Source organism: Altererythrobacter chaiwopuensis (genome assembly GCF_054957735.1).
The window spans coordinates 891,057-909,246 of record NZ_JBTXJF010000001.1 but is presented as its reverse complement, the minus strand read 5'-3'; the positions used below and the strand labels follow the sequence as shown (position 1 = coordinate 909,246).

Genomic DNA, 18,190 nt, shown 5'->3' with positions numbered 1-18,190 from the left:
GCAATGATCGCCGCCCTGATCCTGGCGCTTGCGCTGGCCATGGATGCTTTCGCTGTGGCGCTGACACAAGGCGCACGATTTCGCCCCCATGCACTTGGCGCGGTGCAAATCGCACTTGCATTCGGCGTAGCGCAGGGCGTGATGCCGCTGATCGGCTGGGTGATCGGCGCCTTTGCCTTGCAGTTTGTTGCGGCTTGGGATCACTGGATCGCCTTTGCCCTGCTCGCCTTTCTCGGCCTGCGCATGATCTTTGCAGGCGAGCATCAGGACGAAGCCTTGAAGCTTTCCGGCGCGGCGTTGTTCATGGCCTCCATTGCGACCAGCGTGGACGCGCTGGCGGCGGGCATTACCTTGCCCACGCTGGATATCGCGCCGCTGCCCGCCGCCGCGCTGATCGCAGCTGTGACCTTCGCGCTTTCGCTGGTCGGCGTCGTCCTGGGTCGCCGCGCGGGTGACCGCTTCGGGCGTACTGCCGAGATTGCGGGCGGCGTGATCCTGATTGCGCTGGGGTGCAAGATCCTGGTTGAGCACACCGGAATCGTGTGAAAATGCGTGCTCTCACCCGCGCAAAAATTGTCTGTTCACCAGATAGCCAGAATTGCGCTATAGTGTGATGCGATGAACAGGCGCGATCTCGTCAAGTCTGGACTTGCTGCGGGTGCGGCACTTGCCGTCCCTGCGCGCGCTTTTGCCATGCCGCAAAAGGGATCAGCCCGCGATCGTGAACTGTTCGAATTGGCCAAGCGCGAGCTTGACCGCGCTGGCGATGCGATCTGGAAACGCGACATTGTGGGTATTGCCGATTTCGGCCTCCATTCGGCCGAGCGCCGGTTCCACTTCGTCAATCTCGAGCGCGAGGAAGTGCAAAGCTACCATGTCAGCCACGGCACTGGCTCCGACCCCGAGCATGACGGTTTCCTGAAGCGTTATTCCAATACTGAAGGTTCGAACGCGACCAGCCGCGGCGCCTATGTCACCTGGGAATGGTATGTCGGGCGCTATGGCACTTCAGTCCGGCTGGGCGGGATCGATCCGACCAATGAAGCAGCCTTTCGCCGTGCGATCGTGATGCACCGCGCCAATTATGCCGAGCCGGAACATATTGATCGCTGGGGACGGTTGGGCCGTTCCAACGGCTGCTTCGCCATGGGCGAGGAACAGTTCCGCATCGCGCTCATGAATCTTTCGGGCGGGCGGTTGCTGTTCGCTGACAGCCTGGGCCTTGCCAATGAAGGCGAAAGGCTTGCTGTCAATGAAATAGAATTGCTGCAACCCGTCCGTCCACTTGCAAGCCAGCGCTACAATCCGGCGATCTATTGAGCCGCTGGCTACTGAGCGCGGGATAGGGCAAATTCGGCCAGCACACCGCCGACCTGCGCCAGCACTGCCTCAGCAGCAGGGTCCATCTCGTTATGTGTTCGTGCTGCACGGTAGTACGTAGCAAAAGTGTAGCGCGCGCCGCCCGGCACATGGGCAAAGCCGATGTCGACGTAGATCGCGTCCGCGCCGGGCCAAATCGACGTGCCGGTCTTGTCGCCGCTTTGCCAATCCTGCGGCAAGCTTGCCCGCACGCGGCGCGCTCCGGTGCGGGTTTCGCTCATCCACTGCATCAACAAGGCGGCGTTTGCGGGGTTCAACACGTCGCCATGCAGGATTTGTTCCAGCGTACGCGCCATCGCCAGCGGGCTGGTGGTGTCGCGCACTTCACCGGGGGGGACTTGGTTCAGATCAGGCTCGTAGCGGTCAAGCCGGCTGACCGGATCGCCCAGCGTGCGCCAGAATTCGGTCAAGGCCTGGGGTCCGCCCAGCCGCTTGAGCAGGATATTGGCCGCGGCGTTGTCGCCCAAGGTCTGGGTCGCCCTGGCAAGCTCGAGCAGCGTGGCCCCTTCTTCCAGCCTGCGTTTGGTGAAGGGCGAAACGGACATCAGCTCCTGCGCGGACCAGCGCACATGCTCGCCCGCCTCGATCTTGCCAGCTTCGTCGTGATGGAGCAGCATGGCCGCGAGCGATAGCTTGAATGATGAGCAGTGTGCGAACAGCTCATCTCCGCGATGGGCCAGCGTTCGCCCGCTGCCGCTCTCATACAGCGCCACACCCAGCGTGCCGCCAGCCGCTGCCTCGATGATCCGTAAGCGGGCCGCCAGTCTGCCGCTCGGCGAGGTATCGATCGGCACGCAGGCCGCCGCACCGAGCGAGGCAAGCCCAGCCAGCGCACTACGCCGGGAAATCGGGAAAAGCCGGGTCATGAGTATTTATCCCTTTTGCGTTTGCCAAAGCGCATATCGCCTTCCAGCTTGGCCCTGAGTTGGGCGTAGAATGCCGTAAGGAAAGCGCGTTCGTCACCCGACCCTGGCTCCCAGCCGATTTTGCGGCAAATCGCGGCATGGACTGCAGCGAGAGCATTTTCCTCGCCACCGCGCAAGACGCGCTCGAGCGTCTGCAATTCCTCCTCGCCATAGACCGAAAGCTCGGCCTCGCCGAAGCTGTAGCGTGCGCCGGTCACCTGGCTGGTGCCATCCGCAGCACTCTGGGTCGAAAGCGTTTGCGCGAGATTCGCACGCGGGGTTTCCACTACCCAGGTTCCCGCAATAATATCGCCCGCGCGCATGGCGTCACGGTTGAAGAAGGGGAAACCCATGAAGATAAGGAACCATATCATGCCCGCGATCCCCGCGCTGCCCATGGCGCCAGTGGGGGCGACCTGCAGGAACACCAGCGGCAGGAACAGCTCGATGTCGCGCAGCAGGTTGCGCGCGATCACCGCTTCTGCTCTCAGCTGCCCGCCATCGCGTGCGGCAACCCTGATCCCTACGATCCGCTTGCCCGGCGTCGCCCCGCGCGGACCCAGTTCAAAGCCGAGGAAATAGCCATAGCGCGCCAGGAAGCTGAACAGGATCAGGATCACGCCGATCAGTTCCGCCGCGCCGCCGATCTCATCTTCGATACCAGCCATGAGCTGTTCGATCAGGTCGCCCAGTGTCCAGAACAGCACCAGGGTAATGGCCAGCATCCCGGCTGCGATAATCACGAAATCGAGCACCAGCGCACCCACCCGCGCTCCGCGCGAAGCAATCGTGAGCGGCAAGGCAATGCCTTCGGGCGTCAGCATGTAACGCTGCCGCTTGGCCAGCGTGGCCGGTACAAAGCCGGTGCGATGACTGTTCATGCTTCGCTCTGTCCCGTGCCGCGCGGGCGATAAGCGAAGAAATAGGCCAGCCACAGTGCCAGCATTGTGGCGCCGATGAGCAAGCGGTCCGTGCTCGCTGCGAGGAGCTGCCGCGGGAAGGCTTCGAGGAAGGCAGCGACAACCATCATCAGCACGACGCCGACCATCACCACTGCGGCGCGGCGCCCGCTTTCCTGCGCGGCAACAAGCACTGAACGCTCACCCGGAAAGGCCATCGACCGACCGATGTGCAGGCCGGCGGCTCCCGCCAGCAGGATCGCGAACAGCTCGGTCGTGCCGTGCACGCTCAGCCAGGCGAGGAAGTTGAAAGTCAGGTCCTGGCTCGCGAATACCCACAGCATTGCGCCCATCAGGGCCATGTTGTGCAGCAGCAGCATCAGAGAGGGGATACCAAAGGCAAAACCCAATGCGAAGGCCAGGATCGCCACGCCCGCATTGTTGCTGAATAGCGAGGCGGCAAAAATCGAAAGCCCGTCGGCGCCGTTTTCGGTGGCCAAAGTATCGAGCAATTGCTCGCGGCTGGCCCCTGGCACGCGCCCGCCCGCCATTGCGCCCGGTACCAGCGCGTAGAACCACTCGCTATCGCGCGCGACCAGCAGCCAACCGACCACGCCGCCCGCTACCATCACCGCCAGCGCAATACACAGGTCGAGCCAGATTTCGCGCACCGCGCGGCTCCACCCGCCCTTCAGGAACCCGCGCAGCCAGCCCCACAACCCGGTTTGCGGGCCATAGACCTGGAACCAGGCGCGTTGCACCAGCGCCTTGAGATAACCCAGAGTTGCCGCGTCGAGAGAAGTCTCGCGCGCCACGGCCAGGCTTGAGGCGGCGGTGCGATAGAGAGTCGGCAGAGCCAGCAAGTCGGCATCGTTCACCCGCCGGATCGAGCCCTTCTCCATCCGCGCAACGATTTCTTCGAGTCGCCGCCAATCGGTTTCGCGCTCGAGCCGGAAGCGGTCCGAACGCAGCGCTGCGCTGGCCGCGTCGGGCGGTGCCTCGATTTCGCCTGGAGCGAACCATTTGGCGATACCTGGCGGCTTCATCCGATCGCCTCGTGCCGTTTCACTTCGAAATAACGATCGATCAGTTGCGGGCCGATCTTGCGCCACGGCGCTTCGATCACGTCAATGCCGAGCTGCCGCAAGCGTTCGAGCACCAGCGCGCGCTGGCGCGCCAGCGTGTCGGCGGTAACGCTGCGAGCCAACGTGGTGAGATCGGTAGGCGCAGCCTCGACGAATGCCTCGATCTCGCTATCGGCGATGGTCACGAACAGCACCAGATGGTGACGCACCAGCCGCCCCAGGCTCTCCACCATCAGCTCGGCAGCGGTGGGATCGGTGAAGTCGGAGAACAGCACGATCATCGAACGACGTTTGAGCTTGCCGGTCAGATGCGCCATGGCCAGCGTGAAATTGGGCTCTGCGGAATGGTAATCGAGACTGGCAGCGGCGCGCTGCAAGCGCGGGAACGCGCGGGTCTCCGCGATGAAGGGGGTCATCGGACCCGGCCGCTGGGCAAAGCCGAACAGCGCCACCCGGTCACCGCCCTTGAGCGCGACATAAGCGCAGGTGAGCGCGGCTGAAACCGCCCGATCGATGCGCGGTAGGCCGTCAACCGGCTCGCACATTGCCTGGCCGCAATCGAAGGCGAAGACGATCTGGTTGTTGCGTTCAGCTTCGTTTTCGCGGGCATAGAGCCTGGTGTGCCGGGCGCTCGCCTTCCAGTCGATCCAGCGCCGATCCATGCCGGGTTGGTATTCGCTCAGCGCTTCGAACTGGCTGCCTTCGCCGCGCAGGCGGCGGGCGATCAGGCCATGCTGGGCATTGCGCAGGAAAGTTTGCAGGTCGCGGCTGCGCACCGGACTGAGATCGGGCCAGATGCGCACTTCCTGGTCGAGTTCGCGCTGCGTCTGGCGTGCGCCAAGGCCGAGCGGCCCGACCCAGCGTATCCAGCCCCGGAACAGCCTGCCGGTGCCGCGCCGCACCGGCACCGCGGAATGGGCCCCGGCAAAACTCCCCGTTTCATCTCCGGGTCCAAGGCGCACCTCGGCGCGCCCGCCGTCCCCGAGCCGGGGATCGAACGCCAGCGCGGCCTCGATCCGCTGCGGCATGGCGGCGCTGGCAAAACTTCCCGAGATAATCATCTCGAGCGGCTCGCCCACTTCGGTATCGGCGGGCACTGTAATATCCCAATCCACAAGGCGGCCCGCCATCCAGCCGTCGAGCAATACCAGGACCAGCAATGCCCCTGCCGCAATCGGCGCAACCACCCAGGCACCGGGCGTGCTCGCTGCTATCACCAGTGCCACAGGCGCCAGCGCGGCGGCCAGCCAGGCCGCGCGCTCGGTGGGCACAAAGGGGAGCACCAGCGGCATCGGATCAGCGCGGAGCCTCGGTCGCCTCGACCAGTTCGGCCACCAGCGCTTCGACTTCGCGTCCTTCGATTTCGGCTGCAGGGCTAAGGCTCAACCGGTGGCGCAGCGTCGCCACGGCCAGCGCCTTTACGTCATCGGGGATGACATAATCGCGCCCTTCCAGCGCAGCCCGCGCCCGTGCTGCATTGGCCAGCAGCACCGCCGCGCGCGGGCTTGCACCCACTGCCAGTTCGGCATGCTCGCGCGTCGCGCGCACCAGCCGCACGACATAATCGATCACCTCCTGCGCCGCGGTTACCCGCTTGATCACCCCGGCAACCCGGGCGAGCTGGCTGGCATCGGCTACCGCGCTCACCCCCAGATCGGCAGGGCGCGGCGGCCCCTGATGCTGGCCAAAGCGCGCCACGATCGCGGCTTCCTCTTCCGCTTCGGGATAGGGCACCAGCAGTTTGAACAGGAACCGGTCAAGCTGGGCTTCGGGCAAGGGATAGACACCCTGGTTCTCGATCGGGTTCTGCGTTGCGATCACCATGAAGTGATCGGTCAGCGCATGGGTTTCGCCGTCCAGCGTCACGCGCCGTTCCTGCATCGCTTCGAGCAAGGCAGCCTGGGTTTTGGGCGGGGTGCGGTTGATCTCGTCAGCTAGCAACAGGTCACAGAAGATCGGCCCGCGGGTAAGGGTGAACTGGCTGGTCTGGAAGTTGAACAGGTTGGAGCCCAGAATATCGCCCGGCAGCAGGTCAGGGGTGAACTGGATGCGCCCGAAATCGAGCCCCAATGTCGCGGCAAAGCTTTGTGCCAGCAGCGTTTTGGCAGTGCCCGGTGGCCCCTCAAGCAGTACGTGTCCCTGGCTGACCATGGCGATCAGCAAGTGATCGATCAGACCACTCTGGCCGATAATCACCTTGCTCACTTCGCGCCTGATCGAATTCGCAAGATCGCGCAGTTCCTCAGGCTGCATCGGGCCAAGCCGGGTCCGGGATGCATCGCTCATCTGGTCAATTTCCTTTCAAGCTCGTGCAAATGCTCGGCCGCACCGAGAATTTCAGATGGTTTGCGCGCGTGCCGCAGGGCCTCAGCACGCGATGAAAACGGTTCCTCTTCCGGCAGGGTGCGCTTCAGCGCCACATCGATTGCCTCAGGGGTCGCATGCATCAATCCCAGGCGGCGTGCCAGCCGCCTCGCTGTCAGGTCGGCATAGGGCGCGGTCAGCAGCCTCAGGCGCCGCGCGCGCAGCACCAGCCGTGCGCCGCTGGTGACCAGGCGGCTCTTGCCGAAAGCATCGGCCAGCGCTTCGGCCCGCGCCGGCCCGAAGCGCTGAAAAGCGCGCCAGCCAACTACGAACAAAGCCACGATCAGGCACAGTGTCGCGGCCAGGAAAGGCGGGCGGAAAGCGAGCGTCAGCAGGTTTTGCGCCGATCCCAGCCCGTTGAGCGTGAGATCGAAGGTGACAGACATATCATCATCATATCCGGCCTCGCGCACCAGCGCGAGCGCCAGCGCCGCGCGCCGGGGATCGGCCAGCCCGTAATTGTTCATCAAATCGGGCTCGGTCACGAAGACGACCCATTGCGCCTCGGCGTAATAGTCGCTGTCCTGTTCGCCCAGCACAAGATGCGCAAGCGAATGGCCGGCATCATCAGCTACCCAGGCCTCGTGTAGTTTGCTGGGTTGGGCATAGATCACCGCGCTTGCAGGCAGGCTGCCGGTGAGGTCGAAACCGCTCCAACCTGCTCGCTTGCCGCCATCGAGTTGTTCCTCCTTCAATTCCACCGCGAAGGGCGCGGGCAAATCTCCGGCCCATTCTGGCGCGCTGGAAAACACCAGCCGCACCCAGCCATCCCTGATCTTGCCTTCCAGCTGCTCGCGCAGCCTGCCCCTGAAACCTGTCACGCCCCATTTGGGCAGGATCACAATCGTTGGTCCCAGATCGCGCCGCTGATCCAGGATCTGGCCGATTTCCTCGGCATCGGCGTTCATCGGCGGCGTCAGCACGAGCAAGTCATAGGTTTCGAAGGCAGCCGGGCTGCGCGACTGCGTTACTGCATAGCCTTGCGCCTCGAGCAGCTGCACCAGCCCGGCATAGCCGTTGAGTCCCTTGGACGCGGCGTGCGCGCCGCCATCGCCATTCCGGTTGCCCGTATCGCCCGCGCCGATGAAATAGACCAGAGCGAGGAACGACAGCGCACCGGTAAGCACGATAGCCAGCACCGCGCGCGGCGAAAAGGGTGAGGTGCCCGGCTGGCTCATGCGGTGATGCCTTCAAGCCGGACATGCGCGAACTCGGCATAGGCTTCTCGGGCGGCGTCCCAGTCTTCCTGTTCGAGCGAGCGCAGCGCAAACAGGCTGCGCTCGACCCGTTCCGAAATGGTCTGGAAAGCGTGCCGCGCAGCATCGGGCAGCGTCGGCAGGTGCGCCAGTTCGCGCGCGGTCGAGGATGGTGGAACCCAGTCGGGCCGAGCAGTGGCGATCTGGTTCACGCTGCGCAGCAGCAACAAGTGGGTCGCCTCGTCATAGCGGCCTTCCGATGCCAACCGATCGGCATCTTCCAGCAAGGCGATAGCCGCACTCTGGTCAGGGCGCCATTCTGATTCTGCCGCATCCTGAGAGGAGACACGTTTGCGGCGGGCAAGCGGATCGAAAATACGCCAGAGGACAAACAACAGTGCCGCGATCATGATCGCCAGCAGAGCCCAGCGCAGCATTGGCCAGACATTGCCCAGCGCGCCGCCCAGCGAATCCCCGATCAGATTGCCCAGCCATTCGAAAAAACGCTGCAACATGCCGGGTTCGCGCGGTGCCTGTTCGGGCAGGTTGACCGGTTCGAACTGGATCGCAGGGTCGGCGCGCAATTCTTCCCAGCCTGCGAGCGCTGCGCCACCCGTTGAAACCTGATTTGCTGCAACCGCCATGAACTCCATTGGTGGCACGCAGGCGGGCGCGGCGCAAGCGGCTCCCTGAAAAGCTGTTTAAGTGTTATCAGGCATGGGCTTAACCCCGCTTGCGCGCCTGACGGTAAGTCCCCAGAATGGTCAGCTCCTTGCTGTGGAAAGCGAGCTCTTCCAGCGCGCGGTCAACGGCTGGATCGCCAGGGGCACCGATGATGTCAGCATAGAACATGGTGGCTGAGAAACTGGTGCCGGTCTGATAGCTTTCCAGCTTGGTCATGTTGACGCCATTGGTAGCGAAACCGCCCATCGCCTTATACAGCGCGGCAGGGATGTTCTTCACTTCGAACACGAAGGTGGTGATCGTATCTTCGCCGCTAAGCGTGGCGGGATCGAGCGCCTCGCGCGCGCAGATCACGAAGCGCGTCATATTGTCTGGCGAATCCTGCACATGCTGTTCGGCGATTTCCAGCCCGTAAAGCTCGGCAGCTATCGGTGGCGAAATCGCTGCCAGCGAAGGATCTCCCTTTTCGGCAACAAAGGCAGCGGCGCCTGCCGTATCGGCATAGCTCATCGGCACGATCCCGCGCTCACGCAGGAACTTGCGCGATTGGCCCAGCGCCTGCGGGTGACTGTAGGCGGCGGTGAACGGCCCTTTGCCCAAGCCCATCAGCGCGTGATCGATCGGCATGAAATATTCACCCACGATCTTCAGCCCGCTTTCGGGCAGCAGGAAGTGGATATCAGCCACGCGCCCATGCTGCGAATTCTCGATCGGGATGATCGCGCAGCCCGCCTTGCCCGCTTTCACTGTGTCGAGCGCGTCCTCGAAACTGAAACAGGGCAGCGGCAGATATTCCGGACAAGCCTCTTTCGCGGCGCGGTGCGAATTGGCCCCGGGCGAGCCCTGGAACGCGATTGCGCGCTCTGGCGCGGCCTGCGCCGATTCGCGCATCGTCTGGACCATCGCAAGGGCCGGGGCAGGAAAACTGTGCATGGCCAAGGCGACTATCGCCCGTAAACCCCTGCTGCAAGCCAATTGCGCGGCTTGCAACAGATAGTGCCTTGATCGGTCTTGCTAAGCCGTGCGCTGCCGACTAGAGCGGCGGGCGAATTCACCAGGGATATTTCGCGGATCTGCTTTCATCATGGACGATCGTTTCAACACTGCCGCCGGCTGGGTGCTTTTCGCCGGTATCATCGCGCTGGGCCTGTCGGTCCTCAGTGGCAAGTATTTCCACGCGGACAAGCCTGAGCGGCCTGAAAAAATTGGCTACCAGATCGAAGGCGTTGAGGCAGAAGGCGCGGGCGCAGAGGCAGCGCCGGATCTTGGCACGCTGATTGCAGCTGCGACGCCTGAAGCCGGGGCCAAGGTCTTTGCCAAATGCGCAGCCTGCCACACGATCGAGCAGGGCGGGGCGAACGGTATCGGCCCCAACCTCTGGGGTGTGATGGGAACCGGGATCGGCCAGCATGTCGCCGGTTTCGCCTACAGCCCGGCGCTCTCCGGCCATGGTGGCAACTGGACCTGGGAAAACATGGATGCCTGGCTCACCAACCCGCGTGGTTTCGCAGACGGAACCAAGATGAGCTTCGCCGGCCTGCCCAAGCCCGAAGATCGCGCCGCGGTCATGGTCTATATGGAAAGCATGGGCGGTGCCCCCGCAAGGCCCGAACCTGTCGTAGCGGAAGAGGCGCCTGCCGAGGAGGCTGCTGCCGAGGGAGAAGGCGAAGCAGCGGCTGAAGAAGCCCCCGCAGAGGGAACGGAAGCCGAAGCCTGAGCTGTCGCCAGCGCATGCAACATGAATTTCGGGGCTGTGCGATCTGATCGCGCGGCCCCTTTTTATTGCAGCAGGCCGCTAGTCGCGGTGGCCCTTGAAGCTCTGTGCCACCACATACCATTCGGATGAGCCCTTGCGGCTTGCGGGCGGCTTGGCATGCTTCACCGATTTGAAGTGTGATTTGAGCAGCCTCAGCAGCTCGTCATCGGTGCCTCCGGCCAGCACCTTCGCCACGAAGGCGCCGCCTTGGGCAAGATTCTCGACTGCAAACCAGGCGCCTGCCTCGACCAGCCCCATGGTGCGCAAATGATCGGTCTGCTTGTGGCCAACGGTGTTCGCCGCCATGTCCGACAGGATCAGATCGGCCTTGCCGCCAAGCGCCTCTTCCAGCGCGGCAGGGGCGCCATCGTCCATGAAATCCATCTCGAAGATGGTCACGCCTTCGATCGGTTCGGTCGGCAGCAGGTCGATCCCCACCACCGTGGCTTTCGGAGCTAGCTTGCGCACCACCTGGCTCCAGCCGCCTGGCGCAATGCCCAGGTCGACAATGCGCTTGGCGCCGCGGATCAGGCTGAATTTCTCGTCCAGCTCGATCAGCTTGTAGGCTGCGCGACTGCGATAGCCTTCTGCCTTGGCCTGTTTGACATAAGGATCGTTGAGCTGGCGCTCAAGCCAGCGGGTCGATGATGCGGTGCGCCCGCGGGCGCTCTTGACCCGCTTGTCAGGATTGCGACCGGAGCGGCTCATTTGGCACGATTCAGCGAAGGATCGCGTGCGGGCCATGCCGGACGGTTCTCATGCAGTGGATGCGGGTGAGCCAGTTCACGCGCCATCAGGCTGCGCAATATGCCTTCGCGGATTCCGCGATCGGCCACGCCCAGGCGGGTAGCGGGCCAGATGTCGAGGATCGAATCCAGGATGGCGCAACCAGCCACCACCAGTTCGGCACGGTCGCGCCCGATGCAGGGAACTTCGCTGCGTTCCTGCGGAGAGAGCGCGGACAGTTGGGCTGTAATTCCGCGCATGGATTGAGCGGGCACGATCAACCCATCAACCGCATTGCGATCGTATTGCGGCAGCTTGAGATGCAGGCTGGCCAGTGTGGTCACCGTTCCGCTGGTGCCCAGCAGGCGCAGCTTTTTCGCCTTTGCAGCAGGCGCGATACGCTCGGCAAAATCGGCAAAGCTGTCGCGCACAACGCGGCGCATTTCGGCATAGCGTGCGGCGCGTTCATGCGGATCGCCCTCGACCTTGCCAACGGTGTCGGTAAGCGAAACCACGCCCCATGGCACGCTCAGCCAATCACGCATTTCGGGCACACCGCCGCCCTGTTCGAGCAGCACCAGTTCGGTCGAGCCCCCGCCGATGTCGAATATGATTGCAGGCCCGGTGCCAGGTTCGAGCAGGATCTGGCAGCCGAGCACCGCCAGGCGCGCTTCCTCTTCTGCGCTGATGATGTCTAGCGCGATGCCGGTTTCCTCGCGCACGCGGGCGATAAAATCGGCTCCGTTGGCGGCGCGGCGGCAGGCTTCAGTGGCGACCGAGCGTGCCAGATGGACATTGCGGCGGCGCAGCTTCTCAGCACACACGGTGAGTGCCTGCAAGGTGCGGTCCATCGCTGCATCGCTGAGCTTGCCGGCTTTGGCCAAACCTTCACCCAGCTTCACCACACGGCTGAAGGCGTCGATTACGGTAAAGCCGTCTCCCGAAGGACGGGCGATCAGCAGGCGGCAGTTGTTGGTGCCAAGGTCGATTGCCGCATAGGCCTGCCCCGGGCGCGGGCCTGATATGTTGAACGGCTTCTTGGGCTGGCCTCGATTCGCACGATTTTCAGCGAGATCGCTATTCGCAGGCTTCGCTGCTACCATGCCGCGCGCATTGGCCCCGCGCGGGGGGCGTTTATCCTTGGGCTTGGCGGGGCGCTTGTAGCGAAAATCGGCTACCTTGCCGGACTTACCGCCCCTTTTTGGGCCTGCCCTGTTTTTTCCGTCCGGCGGAGAAGAATCCGCCATATTAAATACTTTCTTTCCTCCCGCCGCATGTAGCGCACGGGGACCTGCCCCTTAGCTAGCGTGTGGACGCGCGCTGGGCAAGCGCGCACACAGGCTGGGCCTTGACCTGAGCGCTGGCGGAAACTAGATGCCCTGCGCTCTCAACCGGTCAATTCGGGCCGGAGGGGCGATTGCCCCGTCGTCTAATGGTAAGACTACGGACTCTGACTCCGTCAATTGAGGTTCGAATCCTCACGGGGCATCCAAACCTTTCGATCCGGCTGTGCATTGATGGGCGGGCCGTTTTGCCCGCCTAGTCCGGTTGCGCGTCGTTAACGCCTTTGAGCCCCAGCGGGCTGAATGGGCCGATGATCAGCTGTTCGAATACGCCGATCCCCTGGTCATCAGGCGTGTTCGCCCTGGTTAAGATCTGCACATGCAGGTTTTCAGGAGCGAGCGGATCGAGCCCGGCAAGATCGATATCCTCACGTTCGACCCTCAGCGGGCCGTGATGCATGCCGTGACCCCATTCGGGGTGGGTATAGCCCAGCCCCTTCATCTGGAAGCGTGTGAGCGGTTCGAACGTAATCTGTTCGGGCGCCCCCCTGACCGCCAGCGACAGGGTGCCGCCACCCGGCCAGCGCGTGCCGGGCGCGAGCCGGGTGCGCATCGACCCGACCCCTTCGGCAATCTCGCCCGCGCTCGCACCATCGCCCGCCCAGGCTGCGCGAGTATTCCAGGCTTCGCCATGTGCGTCATTATTGACGTGGAAGAACAGGCTGCCACCTGCAAAATTGATTGGCGTCCATTGCCAGAAGAAGCTGGGGATCGGGGCGCCGGGCATGGGTTGCATGTCGCGCGCGCCCACCGGCCTTATGCCCCAACTGCGGTCGCGCGTGCCCATTGTGCCGGGCGCCATGTCCTCGCGCGCACCGTCGAGCGAAATCCATCCCTCGTAATGCCCGTTCTGCGTCATGCGGGTATAGTCCATGAAAGCGCGTGGGCCGATGCGGTGGGTGAAACGCGGCTCCTCAATCGGGAAAGCTCGCCCGGTGAAGGTGAACTCGCCCGCGATCCCATGGGTTTCGTCAATCGTCACCTTGAGGCGTTGCAGCGGCTCGATCACCTCGATCGCGATCGGGCCAACGCGCATTGACATGCGCTCCACGCCAAGTTCACAGCTGGCGTGAAGGCAATATTGGGTGCCGCCGCGGACGAAGCTGAAGTGCGCGTCTGCCACATCGAGGTGGGGATAGACGCCAAATGCCAGCGCGAAGAAGCCGCTGCCATCGGGGGTGTAGCCATTGAAGAAATAACGGTCGTAGAAATTGCGATCCGTTCCCGAATAGGCGACCGGTTCCGGGGTCTGGTGCAACGGAAAGTCATCACCTTTGCTCAGCGCCATTGTCTTATCCTTCCTCAAGCAGCCGCATGCTGTCATGTTCGAGCGCCAATGCACAGGCACCGCGCGCCATCGACAGGAAATTGGCATCACCGCGCTCGGTGCGTTCGACAAATGCGGCACTGAACACCGCCGTCGATACACCATGCAGAGCGCCAATCACATAGTCGCGCCAGATATCCTCGCGTGTCAGCTTCACCCCGCGACGGGTCATCTCGGCACAATAGAGATCGAGCAACTCACACTCGTGCTTCCGGCGCAATTCGTCGCCGATTCCGCAGCCGAGGAAATAGCCGATGTCGGTCAGCGGATTGCCGATGCCAACTGTCTGCCAGTCAAGCACGGCGATCGGCTCAGCGCCTGCGCCAATCCCGAACAGCATGTTGTCGAGCCGGAAATCTCCGTGCACCAGGCCAATGCGCGTATGTTCGCGCGATAGCCAGGCGTCGCTGGCAGCGAGCGCTTCGCACAGCGCCATGAACTCGGGTTCCAGCGTATCGGCATAACGCTCGGCAAACAAAGCCTGTGCCTGCGGATATAGCGTGCGAACCTGGGCAGTGGCATTCGGATCCGGTTGCAGCCAGCCCAGCTCAAGGATTGCCGGATTGTTCCACGATGGCGCATGGATGCCGGCCGCCTGCATGATCGCATGGCGGGCATCCTCCACGCTGCATCCGGCAAGCTGGTTGCCCCCGCGCTGCGGCGCCAGGTCTTCGAACAGGAGGATGAAGGCTCCTCCATCCTCGCTTACTTCGGCGCAATAGGTGGCCGGCACGCGCACATCGAGCTGCGGCGCGACTTCGCGGTAAAAGCGTACTTCCCTGGTATAAAGGCCCAGCATGGCCGCCGTGCCGCGGCTGGTGGGGTTTTCGGCTGGAAATTTGCCTGCAACGCTGGCCGGCCCGCTTGCTGAGCCATCGTAGCTGAGGTGGAAGCGCGCACTGTCTCCCACTTGCCCGGTGCCGATCGGCTCCCAGCGAAGCCCCGTTACCGCACCGCCTGAAACCACTCCGGCATCGCGCAATTGTGCGGTCAGCCATTCGGTTGTCACCTCACCGGGATGCGACGGGAATCCCACCATGCTCATTCTCCCTCGGCCCCGACCTTATGTAGCGTCATTGGGGTGAGCAACGCTACTTTTTGAGGTTTTCGCAATAGGTTGCAGGCCGCCTGCCGATCTTCGCTTGCGGACATGGGTGGCACGCCTTAGGCCAATAAGCATGGACAAGAAAAACAAAGAACACGAGCTGGTGGACCATAAGTTCTACCATGCAGAACAGGAAGCCCCCTTCCGCGATCACACAGAAGATCCCGGCACGCCGCAAACCCGCCATCCAACCTACCGGCTGGCATTTGCCGATGGCGAGTTCCTGCTGCGCGATGAATTGCGCCCGGTACGTTTCCAGCTTGAGCTGCTCAAGCCGGAGATGTTGCTGGAAGAGGCCGGTGTCGGTTCAACCCTGGTGATGTATGGTTCGGCGCGCATACCTTCGCCCGAGGAAGCCGATAGGCTGGTTGAAGAGGCGGATGAAGTGCGCAAGCCGATCGCGCAGAAGCTGGCCGACAAGGCGAAATACTACACCGAAGCCTACAAGCTGGCGCGGCAGGTGAGCGAGCTGGCGATTATCGAGAATGGCAAGCGGCAATTCGTGATCTGCTCAGGCGGTGGCCCTTCAATCATGGAGGCCGCAAATCGCGGGGCCAGCGAAGCAGGGGCCGAATCGATCGGGCTCAATATTTCGCTGCCGCACGAACAATATCCCAATACCTATGTCACACCCAGCCTCAGCTTCCAGTTCCACTATTTCGCGCTGCGCAAGATGCACTTCCTGCTGCGAGCGCGCGCGGTGGCGGTGTTTCCCGGCGGATTTGGAACGCTCGATGAATTCCTCGAGCTGCTTACACTGATTCAAACTGGCAAGATGAAGCCGATTCCTGTGCTGCTGTTCGGCAAGGAGTTCTGGAGCCGGGTGATCAATTTCGACGCTCTGGTAGAGGAAGGCACGATCAACCGCGAAGACCTGGACCTGTTTCATTGGTGCGAGAGCGCAGATGAGGCCTGGTGCCACATTTCCGAATTCTACGATCTGGAATGTTGATTCGGGGCTAGCTGCCGCGCACTGCCTGGTGCCCCAGCGGCCCGTTGCCCTCACCGAATCCTGGCGCAGCTTCGATCGCGCGGTAGACGAAATTGCGCGCCAGCGTGATCGCGTGCTCCAGCGGTTGCCCATGGCCCAGAAAGGTCGCGATCGCGGCCGAGAGCGTGCAGCCGGTGCCATGCGTATGGCGTGTCTCAATTCGTCTGTGGCTGTATTGCAGCGCCTTGCCATCGGGCGCGACCAGCATGTCGATCACCTGGCTCGTATCGGTATGCCCCCCCTTGGCCAGCACATGCGCGCCATAGGCCTGGGCAAGCTGGGCTGCGGCGCTTTCCATCAACCCCGTGTCGCGCAGTTCGCGTTCGGCCATATGCTCAAGTTCGGGCAAATTCGGAGTGATCAGCGTGGCCCGGCTGAACAGCATGTCTTCGATTGCGGCCATGGCATCGGGTGCGATCAGCGGTGAACCGGAAGTTGCGATCATCACTGGGTCGAGCACAATGGGGACTTCGCTCGGCAGCGCATCCAGCGCTGCCGCAACATGTTTGATAATGTCACGATCGTGCAGCATCCCGATCTTGACCGCATCGACACCGATATCCTCAACACATGACGCGATTTGCTGCGCTACGAAGGCGCCGCTCATGGGCACGATCGCCTGAACGCCCACGGTGTTTTGCGCAGTGGCGGCGGTGATCGCCGTCATCGCATAGCCGCCCAGCATGGTAATGGTCTTGATATCGGCCTGGATCCCCGCACCGCCAGACGAATCCGAACCGGCGATGCTGAGGATGCGGGGAGGGGGGCTGGTAGTCATCCCTTGAATTTGCGCTCAGTCGAAGGCGGGAACTTCTGGTGCAGCTTCTTGGCGCGGGTGGGCCGGTCCATCAATTCGCCGCCGCAATTGGGGCAGGTATCGTCCAGCGTCTCGGCACAGGTGGCACAGAAAGTGCACTCAAAGCTACAGATGAAGGCACCCGGCACCTCGGCCGGCAGGTCGCCGCCGCAACGCTCGCAATCGGGCCGCATCTCAAGCATCACCCAGCCTCCTGCACTGCGGCGCAAATGCGTTCGACGATGGTCTTGACCTGAGCTGCGTCGTCGCCCTCGGCCATCACGCGGATAACCGGTTCGGTGCCTGAAGGCCGGATGACGAGCCGTCCCTTGCCCTCCAGCTCTGCCTCGGCCGCTGCAATCACCGCCTTGACCGAAGCGTGCTCTAGCGGCGCGCCGCCACTGAAGCGTACATTCTGGAGCAACTGCGGTACCGGATCGAACAGGTGCAGCAGCTCACTGGCCGGTTTGCCCGAGCGCACCAGTCCTGCCAGCACGCGCAGAGCCGCAACCGTGCCGTCACCGGTGGTCGCATGATCCAGCAGGATCATGTGGCCCGATTGCTCGCCGCCAAGGTTGAAGCCGCCTTCCTTCATTCGTTCGAGCACATAGCGATCCCCTACCTTGGTCCGCTCAAGCGTGAGCCCCAGCCCGGCAAGGTAACGCTCGAGCCCGAGGTTCGACATTACCGTGGCAACCACCCCGCCGCCCGTGAGCGTGCCCTTTTCAAGCATGCGGGTGGCGATCAGCGCCATCAGCTGGTCGCCATCAACCTTGGCGCCTTTCTCATCGACCACGATCAGCCGGTCGGCATCGCCATCGAGCGCAATGCCGACATCCGCGCCTTCTTCAAGCACCCTGGCCTGCAGGGCCTCGATCGCGGTCGAGCCGACCCCGGCGTTGATATTGAGCCCGTTGGGGCTGACGCCGATTGCGACAACATCGGCGCCCAGCTCCCAGATCGCGGTGGGGGCAACCTGGTACGCCGCGCCATGCGCGCAATCGATCACCACCTTCAGGCCATCGAAGCGGATGTCGGACGCGACCGATTGCTTGACCGCGTGGATATAGCGCCCCTGCGCATCGTCGACCCGGCGCGCGCGCCCGATCCGCGCCGGCTCGGCCAGCCTGGGCTCGGCCTCGATCAACGCCTCGATCGCCATTTCGTCTGTATCGGACAGCTTGAACCCGTCAGGCCCGAACAGCTTGATGCCGTTGTCCTCATAGGGATTATGGCTGGCGGAAATCATCACGCCCATGTCGGCGCGCATTTCGCGCGTCAGCATGGCAATGGCAGGCGTGGGCAGCGGGCCGGTGAGTATCACATCCATCCCTACGCTGGTGAACCCGGCCACCAATGCATTTTCCATCATATAGCCCGACAGGCGCGTGTCCTTGCCGATCACCACACGGTGCCTGTGGTCACCGCGTGCGAAATGGGCACCGGCGGCCTGACCCACGCGCATCGCCATGGCGGCGGTCATCACCCCTTCGTTGGTGCGCCCCCTGATCCCGTCTGTACCGAAGAACTTGCGTCCCATCTCTCGTGCTGTCTCCGCCTGGTTTGCGCGCTGCAGATTGCCAGCCGCTTGTGGCGCGGTTATCGCGCGAAGGGAAGGGCATGAAAGGCAGAA

The 18,190-nt window shown here is 63.1% G+C and carries 19 protein-coding genes and 1 tRNA gene; 5 read left to right on the top strand and 15 right to left on the bottom strand.

What is annotated here, in order from left to right:
* Positions 1-3 precede the first annotated feature (3 nt).
* Together ACX3VQ_RS04480 and ACX3VQ_RS04475 are read left to right on the top strand one after the other, a co-directional pair.
* Complete coding sequence (locus ACX3VQ_RS04480; protein ID WP_462579739.1) at positions 4-546, top strand: manganese efflux pump MntP; 543 nt, start codon at positions 4-6, stop codon at positions 544-546.
* Between the two features lie 72 nt (positions 547-618).
* Entirely contained in the window at positions 619-1,320 is a 702-nt protein-coding gene (locus tag ACX3VQ_RS04475; RefSeq protein WP_462571314.1) for a murein L,D-transpeptidase catalytic domain-containing protein, read from the top strand.
* 8 nt (positions 1,321-1,328) lie between these two features.
* Here the strand turns inward: ACX3VQ_RS04475 and bla are convergent, their stop codons facing one another.
* The 8 genes from bla to ACX3VQ_RS04435 all read right to left on the bottom strand — a co-directional run bounded on the left by bla (position 1,329) and on the right by ACX3VQ_RS04435 (position 9,446).
* Positions 1,329-2,246: a class A beta-lactamase gene (gene bla / locus ACX3VQ_RS04470; RefSeq protein ID WP_462579737.1), complete on the bottom strand. Its 918-nt coding sequence runs from the start codon at positions 2,244-2,246 to the stop codon at positions 1,329-1,331.
* Positions 2,243-3,166, bottom strand: a complete 924-nt coding sequence (locus ACX3VQ_RS04465; protein WP_462579735.1) for an RDD family protein — start codon at positions 3,164-3,166, stop codon at positions 2,243-2,245. Before ACX3VQ_RS04465 ends, bla begins: the two co-directional genes overlap by 4 nt.
* Positions 3,163-4,230, bottom strand: a complete 1,068-nt coding sequence (locus ACX3VQ_RS04460) for a stage II sporulation protein M (RefSeq protein ID WP_462579734.1) — start codon at positions 4,228-4,230, stop codon at positions 3,163-3,165. The genes ACX3VQ_RS04465 and ACX3VQ_RS04460 overlap by 4 nt, the downstream gene beginning before the upstream one ends.
* The gene (locus ACX3VQ_RS04455; protein ID WP_462579733.1) at positions 4,227-5,561 is read right to left on the bottom strand and encodes a DUF58 domain-containing protein; all 1,335 of its coding nucleotides are present in this window, start codon (positions 5,559-5,561) and stop codon (positions 4,227-4,229) included. The genes ACX3VQ_RS04460 and ACX3VQ_RS04455 overlap by 4 nt, the downstream gene beginning before the upstream one ends.
* 4 nt (positions 5,562-5,565) lie before the next feature.
* On the bottom strand, positions 5,566-6,522 hold the full coding sequence (locus tag ACX3VQ_RS04450; RefSeq protein WP_462580687.1) for an AAA family ATPase: 957 nt from the start codon (positions 6,520-6,522) through the stop codon (positions 5,566-5,568).
* A gap of 29 nt (positions 6,523-6,551) precedes the next feature.
* A complete protein-coding gene (locus ACX3VQ_RS04445) occupies positions 6,552-7,811 on the bottom strand; it encodes a DUF4350 domain-containing protein (RefSeq protein ID WP_462579732.1) in 1,260 nt (419 codons plus the stop codon).
* The gene (locus ACX3VQ_RS04440; RefSeq protein WP_462579730.1) at positions 7,808-8,473 is read right to left on the bottom strand and encodes a hypothetical protein; all 666 of its coding nucleotides are present in this window, start codon (positions 8,471-8,473) and stop codon (positions 7,808-7,810) included. Before ACX3VQ_RS04440 ends, ACX3VQ_RS04445 begins: the two co-directional genes overlap by 4 nt.
* Before the next feature lie 79 nt (positions 8,474-8,552).
* Positions 8,553-9,446, bottom strand: coding sequence for a prephenate dehydratase (locus ACX3VQ_RS04435; RefSeq protein WP_462579729.1), 894 nt, complete (start codon positions 9,444-9,446; stop codon positions 8,553-8,555).
* A gap of 151 nt (positions 9,447-9,597) precedes the next feature.
* Here ACX3VQ_RS04435 and ACX3VQ_RS04430 point away from each other — a divergent pair, with 151 nt between their 5' ends.
* A complete protein-coding gene (locus ACX3VQ_RS04430) occupies positions 9,598-10,230 on the top strand; it encodes a c-type cytochrome (protein ID WP_462579728.1) in 633 nt (210 codons plus the stop codon).
* 78 nt (positions 10,231-10,308) lie between these two features.
* On the opposite strand, the gene ACX3VQ_RS04425 is transcribed toward ACX3VQ_RS04430, so the two are convergent.
* Together ACX3VQ_RS04425 and ACX3VQ_RS04420 are read right to left on the bottom strand one after the other, a co-directional pair.
* Positions 10,309-10,977: an RlmE family RNA methyltransferase gene (locus tag ACX3VQ_RS04425; protein WP_462579726.1), complete on the bottom strand. Its 669-nt coding sequence runs from the start codon at positions 10,975-10,977 to the stop codon at positions 10,309-10,311.
* Positions 10,974-12,242 carry a Ppx/GppA phosphatase family protein gene (locus ACX3VQ_RS04420; RefSeq protein WP_462579725.1) on the bottom strand — a complete coding sequence of 423 codons (1,269 nt, stop codon included), beginning with the start codon at positions 12,240-12,242 and terminating at the stop codon, positions 10,974-10,976. Before ACX3VQ_RS04420 ends, ACX3VQ_RS04425 begins: the two co-directional genes overlap by 4 nt.
* Positions 12,243-12,413: 171 nt before the next feature.
* On the opposite strand from ACX3VQ_RS04420, the gene ACX3VQ_RS04415 reads away from it, so the two are divergent.
* Positions 12,414-12,487 (top strand) — tRNA-Gln (locus ACX3VQ_RS04415).
* Positions 12,488-12,534: 47 nt separating this feature from the next.
* Here the strand turns inward: ACX3VQ_RS04415 and ACX3VQ_RS04410 are convergent.
* Entirely contained in the window at positions 12,535-13,626 is a 1,092-nt protein-coding gene (locus ACX3VQ_RS04410; protein WP_462579724.1) for a hypothetical protein, read from the bottom strand.
* Between the two features lie 4 nt (positions 13,627-13,630).
* Positions 13,631-14,704 (bottom strand): phosphotransferase family protein, encoded by a 1,074-nt coding sequence (locus tag ACX3VQ_RS04405; RefSeq protein WP_462579723.1) that lies wholly within the window; start codon positions 14,702-14,704, stop codon positions 13,631-13,633.
* A 139-nt stretch (positions 14,705-14,843) separates the two neighbouring features.
* Here ACX3VQ_RS04405 and ACX3VQ_RS04400 point away from each other — a divergent pair, with 139 nt between their 5' ends.
* A complete protein-coding gene (locus tag ACX3VQ_RS04400; RefSeq protein WP_462579722.1) occupies positions 14,844-15,722 on the top strand; it encodes an LOG family protein in 879 nt (292 codons plus the stop codon).
* A gap of 7 nt (positions 15,723-15,729) precedes the next feature.
* On the opposite strand, the gene thiD is transcribed toward ACX3VQ_RS04400, so the two are convergent.
* The 3 genes from thiD to glmM are packed head-to-tail and all read right to left on the bottom strand — an operon-like array spanning position 15,730 to position 18,097.
* Entirely contained in the window at positions 15,730-16,539 is an 810-nt protein-coding gene (gene thiD, locus ACX3VQ_RS04395) for a bifunctional hydroxymethylpyrimidine kinase/phosphomethylpyrimidine kinase (protein ID WP_462579720.1), read from the bottom strand.
* Positions 16,536-16,760 carry a DUF1272 domain-containing protein gene (locus tag ACX3VQ_RS04390; protein ID WP_462579719.1) on the bottom strand — a complete coding sequence of 75 codons (225 nt, stop codon included), beginning with the start codon at positions 16,758-16,760 and terminating at the stop codon, positions 16,536-16,538. Before ACX3VQ_RS04390 ends, thiD begins: the two co-directional genes overlap by 4 nt.
* Positions 16,760-18,097, bottom strand: a complete 1,338-nt coding sequence (glmM, locus tag ACX3VQ_RS04385) for a phosphoglucosamine mutase (RefSeq protein WP_462579717.1) — start codon at positions 18,095-18,097, stop codon at positions 16,760-16,762. The genes ACX3VQ_RS04390 and glmM overlap by 1 nt, the downstream gene beginning before the upstream one ends.
* Positions 18,098-18,190: the final 93 nt, after the last annotated feature.